Source organism: Nonomuraea sp. NPDC001684, assembly GCF_053596515.1.
The window spans coordinates 1-5863 of sequence record NZ_JBSFGJ010000536.1; the positions used below are offsets into that span (position 1 = coordinate 1).

The 5863-nt window shown below is 74.6% G+C and carries 6 protein-coding genes; 2 read left to right on the forward strand and 4 right to left on the reverse strand.

Annotated features, from left to right (window positions below; genetic code table 11):
* Window positions 1–161 precede the first annotated feature (161 nt).
* Together ACWCSD_RS46325 and manA are read right to left on the reverse strand one after the other, a co-directional pair.
* Window positions 162–776, reverse strand: coding sequence for a flavin reductase family protein (locus ACWCSD_RS46325; protein ID WP_397157730.1), 615 nt, complete (start codon window positions 774–776; stop codon window positions 162–164).
* A gap of 59 nt (window positions 777–835) precedes the next feature.
* Entirely contained in the window at window positions 836–2005 is a 1170-nt protein-coding gene (manA, locus tag ACWCSD_RS46330; RefSeq protein ID WP_449925122.1) for a mannose-6-phosphate isomerase, class I, read from the reverse strand.
* 115 nt (window positions 2006–2120) lie between these two features.
* Here manA and ACWCSD_RS46335 point away from each other — a divergent pair, with 115 nt between their 5' ends.
* Window positions 2121–2726, forward strand: coding sequence for a TetR/AcrR family transcriptional regulator (locus tag ACWCSD_RS46335; RefSeq protein ID WP_358297507.1), 606 nt, complete (start codon window positions 2121–2123; stop codon window positions 2724–2726).
* Here ACWCSD_RS46335 and ACWCSD_RS46340 read toward each other — a convergent pair.
* Window positions 2666–3736 (reverse strand): hypothetical protein, encoded by a 1071-nt coding sequence (locus ACWCSD_RS46340; RefSeq protein WP_397157724.1) that lies wholly within the window; start codon window positions 3734–3736, stop codon window positions 2666–2668. The genes ACWCSD_RS46335 and ACWCSD_RS46340 overlap by 61 nt on opposite strands.
* A 145-nt stretch (window positions 3737–3881) precedes the next feature.
* Between ACWCSD_RS46340 and ACWCSD_RS46345 the strand changes: the two genes are divergently transcribed.
* Window positions 3882–4610 carry a ThuA domain-containing protein gene (locus ACWCSD_RS46345; protein ID WP_449925125.1) on the forward strand — a complete coding sequence of 243 codons (729 nt, stop codon included), beginning with the start codon at window positions 3882–3884 and terminating at the stop codon, window positions 4608–4610.
* A gap of 1 nt (window position 4611) precedes the next feature.
* Here ACWCSD_RS46345 and ACWCSD_RS46350 read toward each other — a convergent pair whose 3' ends face one another.
* Window positions 4612–5580 carry an NAD(P)-dependent alcohol dehydrogenase gene (locus ACWCSD_RS46350; protein WP_449925127.1) on the reverse strand — a complete coding sequence of 323 codons (969 nt, stop codon included), beginning with the start codon at window positions 5578–5580 and terminating at the stop codon, window positions 4612–4614.
* Between the last annotated feature and the right edge of the window lie 283 nt (window positions 5581–5863).

A 5863-nucleotide genomic window follows, 5' to 3' on the forward strand; every position in this document is an offset into this window, starting at 1 on the left:
GTTCGGGCCACTCGTGCTGACCGTGGCGGCCGACCGTCCCACGCCGCCGCCGCGCGGGCTGGAGGAGCCCTCTGCGCTGGCCTCGGCCCAGTCGTCTGTCTCGTCGCCGGTCGGGTCGTACGCCGGGTGCGCCTCGGGGGCCGGCTGACCCGCCGCGGCGCTCAGGCCGTCTGCGACCGGTAGGAGTGGCCGAGCTCCGGGCCGAGGCCGAAGTAGTGGCGGAAGTTGTACAGCAGCGGGCTCCACGCGGACGGGTCCACGTGCTGGGTGCCGGGGATCACGATCCGCGGGTCGGCGTGCACCCTGCGCACGACGGCCTCGACGATGACGAAGTCCTCGGACTCGTTCGGCATGATCCGCGTCGCGGCCGCCTCCAGCTGGAGGGGGCACTCGGCCACGCGCGGCGGCCGTACGGTCTCGGAGGGCTCGGGGCGCAGGCCCGCCGCGCCGAACTTGTCGGGCTCGAAGCGGCAGCCGGCCGCCTTGGTGTCGGGCACGGGGTCGCGGCCGGTGAGCGGCGCGAGCCGTTCCACCTGCGGCCACAGGTGCGGGGCCGGCAGGTTGACGACCAGTTCGGGCCGCTCGGCCAGGTTGCGCGCGCTCTGCCCGTCGGCGCCGAGGCCGAGCACGACGGTCCGGCCGAGCGCCCAGGCCGACGACATCGGGGCCAGGTTGGCCGAGCCGTCGGGGTTCTCCGTGCTCAGCAGCACGACCGGGGTGCCGAAGTAGAGGATGCTGGGTTCGATGGCGACGTGGCCGAGGGTTGCCGTGTTCATGGCAGGAGCCTAGGAACGCGACGTTCAACGACGGGCCGAAATGTCCCCGTCGCGCTGATCTACATCGTAAAGGCGCCCGGCTGGGCCGCGTACGCCACACCCTTGCCGGACAGGCTCGCGCCCGCGACGGCCGGGACGAACGCCGACTCGCCCGGCCGCAGCGTCAGCTCGCCGAGACGGGCCTCGCCCTCCAGGCACAACACGATCCGGGGAAGCCCGGCAGGCAGCTCGAAGGAGGCGGCCTCGCCGAGTTCGTAACGCGTGAGGGCGAACTCGGGGGCGGGCGGGACGTAGCGCCGCTCCCCGTCGGCCGGGCGCTCGGGCTCGACCAGGTGCGGCTCGGCGGGCGTGAAGTCGACCACCCGCATCAGCTCGGGCGCGTCGACGTGCTTGGTGGTCAGCCCGCAGCGCAGGACGTTGTCGGAGCTGGCCATGATCTCCACGCCGACGCCGCCCAGGTAGGCGTGCGGCACGCCGGCGCCGAGGTAGAGGGCCTGGCCGGGCCGCAGGCCGACGTGGTTGAGCAGCAGGGCGGCCACGACTCCGGGGTCGCCGGGGCAGGCCGCGGCGATGTCGGCGTACGGGGCCAGGTCCGGGTCGGAGTTGCCGGCGAGGGCGTCCTCGACCTGGGCGCGCAGCGGCGCGGAGGCCTCGTCCAGCATCTGCGCGAAGACCGTGCGCAGGGCCTGCCCGGCAGGCCGGACGGCGAGCGCGTCGATCCAGGGCTGCAGGCCCGGCACGCCGAGCCGGGCGAGCAGCCCGGCGGTGACGACGGGGGAGCGGAAGCCGCACAGCCCGTGGAAGGGCGTGACCGCGCAGACCATCTCCGGCTTGTGCGAGCGGTCCTTGTAGGTGCGGGCCGGGTCGCCGATCGGCACGCCGCGCGCCTCCTCGGCGGCGAACCCGGCCTCGGCCTGCGCGATCGTGGGGTGGACCTGGAGCGACAGCGGCCGCGCGACCGCGAGCACCTTCAGCAGGTACGGCAGCGCGGGCCCGAACCTCGCGACCGCCGGCGCGCCGAGGGCGGCGACGGGGTCACCCGCGATGAGCCGGTCGAGGGGCACGCCGCCGGCGATCGACGGGTCGGCGGGATGGGCGCCCATCCAGAGCTCGGCCTGCGGGCGGCCGGTCGGCTCGGTGCCGAACAGCTCGGGCATGGCGGTGACGGAACCCCAGTCGTAGGGCCGGATCGTGGTGTCCAGGCGCAGGGGCAGTTCGAACGTCGGCACAGGGCAGGAGCGTAGTCGCCGGCGGCCCCTCCCGCGCGCCCGGGGCCGGGCGGGGCTGTACGCCGGTATAGGATGCTTGTCCGGTGAACAGTCCGCTGTACGAATCGGTGGTGTGATGACAACCGTCCAGGACCCTGAGGACCTCACCGCGCGGGCCCGCATCCGCGACGCGGCGATCCGGCACATCGGCGAGCACGGGTTCGAGCGGGCCACGATCCGCGACATCGCCGAGTCGGCGGGGGTCTCGCTCGGCCTGGTCCGCCACCACTTCGGCTCCAAGCAGGCGCTGCGCGAGGCGTGCGACGAGCACCTGATGAAGACGGTGCGCCGGCTCAACGCCGAGGCCGCCGGCCGCCCGCCGGCCGGCTTCAACCCGGTGGCCGCGCTCGGCCCCTACCGCGCCTATCTGGCGCGGGCGCTGACCGAGGGCTGGGCCGCGCCGCTGTTCGACGAGATGACCCGGCTCGGCGAGCGCTGGCTGGCCGCCGCCGACCAGGACCGCGCCGATCCGCCGGACGTGCCGCCGCGGGCGCGGGCGGCGGTGATGGCCGCGATGGCGCTGTCGGTCACGGTCCTGTACCCGCACGTCTGCCGCGGCATGGGCGCCGACCTGTCCACGCCGGAGGGCGAGCGCCTGCTGATGCGCACGCTGATCGAGGTCTACTCCCAGCCGGTGCTCGACCCGGAGGCCGCCGCCGAGGCGCGCGCCTGGCTCGGCTGACCCGCGATCAGCGCGGCCCGGCTGCGCTCGTCCGGCCAGACCGACGCGAGGTCCACGTACGGGCGGAGCAGGCCGGTCAGCTCGGGGTCGCCGCGGCCGTTGAGCTCCTCGGAGGCGATCTTGCGCGCCACCCCGGCGACGATGTCGGCCACCTGGACGCGGGGGTCCAGGTGCGAGGCGACCAGCGTCAGGCTGGTCAGCACCAGCGGGCCGGCGGGGCCGTCCGGGCGGGCCAGCAGCAGCCGCAGCCGCTCGATGCGCTCCTCGGTCAGCGTCGTCTGCCGGTCGTGCACCACCGAGACGGGCCGGCCGCCCGCGCCCCAGTGGGCGACCGCGTGCGCGATGGCCGGGATCAGCGGGTCGAGCGCGGGGAAGACGTGCGGGTCGTCGAGCAGGCGGGTGGTGAAGGCGTCCACGAGCGGCCGGGCGGCCCACAGCTCGTCCATGATCTCGCCGGCCGGGCCGGGGGTGGTGCGCAGGTCGGCGACCAGCCCGAAGGCCGACTCGGCGGAGATCTCGGGGCCGCGGCCGTTCCTGGCGCGCAGCAGGTGGTTGAAGGCGTCGAGGAAGGCCGTCCAGCGGGCGGGGCCGAAGGCGTGGCGGCCCTCCTGGTAGAGGGTGGCCGCCAGGGCGGCCGAGCGTTCGTGCCGGTCGAGGCCGAGGCTGGAGTGGTGGCCGGCGAGCAGGTCGGTCACCTTGCTGACGGCGAAGTACGCCTTGTCGGTCAGGTGCACGCAGGCCCGTCCGAGGATGGGGCCCGACGGGCCGAGCAGCCAGATCAGGGTGGCCCGGTTCTTCTCGCGCAGCACGTGCTCGGCCTTGAACTCGGTGACCGGTGAGGGCGCCCTGAGGCGCAGCTCGCGTACGCAGTCGGCCGCGGCGGCCACGTCGAGGGAGACGCCGGCGTGGGCGAACACGTCGGTGTTGCCGCCGACGAGCTTCTCGCCCTCCGCGCCGGACTCGTCGCAGGCGATCTCGACGGGAGGGCCGTCGGGCGCGCGGCTTCGCATGACTTCCATGGTCACTGGCGAACCTACCCAAACCGTCCTTCCTCCCGCGAGACATTTTCCGCCCGCCCATCGGAGGCGGAACCGGCGGGCGGGCGGGTAAGGACCGGACGGCAGGTGCGGCAGGTCCGGAGGGAGAACATCGCGCGTGAGCATCAACGTGACCGTCTGGGGCGAGAACGTACACGAGCAGCGGGAGGAGGAGGTGCGCCGCCGCTACCCCGAGGGCATGCACGGCGCGGTCGCCGGCGGCCTGCGCGAGCACCTGGGGGAGCGGGTGCGCGTGCGCACCGCGACGTTGCAGGACCCCGAGCACGGCCTCGACGCCGCGACGCTGGCCGGCACCGACGTGCTCACCTGGTGGGGGCACGCGGCGCACGAGGAGGTGGACGACGAGGTCGTGGCGCGGGTGTGCGAGCGCGTCTGGGCCGGGATGGGCCTGCTGGTGCTGCACTCGGGCCACTACTCCAAGGTCTTCCGCGCCCTCATGGGCACCACCTGCACGGTCAACTGGCGCGACACCGCCGACCGCGAGCTGCTCTGGACGGTGGAGCCGGCCCACCCGATCGCCGCGGGCGTGCCCCAGCCGCTGATCATCCCCGAGCAGGAGACCTACGGCGAGCCGTTCGGCGTCCCGGCGCCCGACGAACTGGTGTTCGTCAGCTCCTTCTCCGGGGGCGAGGTGTTCCGCAGCGGCTGCTGCTACCGGCGCGGCAAGGGACGCGTCTTCTACTTCAGCCCAGGCGACCAGAACTACCCGGTCTTCCACCAGCCGGGCGTGCGGCGCATCCTGGCCAACGCGGTGTTGTGGGCCGCGCCCGCCGGGGGCGCGGGCGAACCGCTGCGCAACACCCGCGTCGAGGCCGGCGACTGGTGACCTACCTCGGGCCGGGCATGACGATGACGACCTTGCCGGTCACGTGGCCCGACCGCAGGTGATCCATCGCGTCGGGGAAGCCGGCCAGCTCGAACGTCCGGCCGACCACGGGGGTGAGCTCGTCGGTCGCGGCGAGGCCGGCCAGGTGGCGCAGGTCCGCCGGATCGGTCCGGGTGATCGGGGCGCGCAGGGTGTGCCGGACGAACGGCGACAGCGCCGTCGCCCGGAGCTGGCGGCCGGTGCCGTGCAGCCAGCGGCCGGAGGCGTTCTCGCCGCCGACGATCACGAGCGTGCCCCGGCGGGTGAGCATCCGCCGCAGGTCCCGCAGCCGGCGGTTGCCCGCGGTGTCGAGGACGACGTCGTGGCGGCCGGTGGCCGGCTCCTCGCGGGTGTAGTCGACGACCTCGTCCGCGCCGAGTGAGCGGACGAGGTCGCCCTTGCCGGGGCCGCAGACGCCCGTGACGTGCGCGCCCCGCGCCTTGGCGAGCTGGACGGCGAACGTCCCCACCCCGCCGCCCGCGCCGATGACCAGCACGCGCTGCCCGGGGCGCAGGCGGGCGTGGTCGCGCAGCGCCTGGAGCGCGGTCAGCCCGCTGGTCGGGACGGCGGCGGCGGCCTCGGACGACAGACCGGCCGGCCTGGGGACGAGGCGGTCCGCGCGGGCGACGGCGTGCTCGGCGAGCGCCCCGTCGCAGACGCCGAAGACCTCGTCGCCGGCCGCCAGACCGGTGACCCCCGGGCCGACGGCCTCGACGGTCCCGGCGACGTCGCGGCCGAGGAGGGGCGAGCGGGGGCGGCGCAGCCCGGTGGCGAGGCGGACGGGGTAGGGCAGCCCGGCGCCGAGGTGCCAGACGCCGTGGTCGAGGCAGGCGGCGTGCACGCGCAGGAGCGCTTCGCCGGGGCCGGGGGCGGGACGGTCGAGGTCGGTGAGGGTCGGGGGGCCGTAGACGTGCCGGGTGATGGCCTTCAAGGCAGGTCTCCATGTCAAAGAAAGTAGACATGATGAACGTAAAAGAAGGCGGACATCATGTCAATGATTTTGTACATCAGTCGGCTCGGGAGGGCTGCCTGATGTGACGCGCTGGAGCTTTCCACCCGATAACCCGAAATATCGGTATCGCTACCGATAACGGTACGGATGGGAGGCGGAGTTACCCTCTGCCCACCCCCCACCACGGCGGGCCGCCTGTTCGCCGGCTCCGCCGGCCCCTGGCCGGCGCGGCCTACGCGCCCGGACCGGGCCCGGCTCCCGG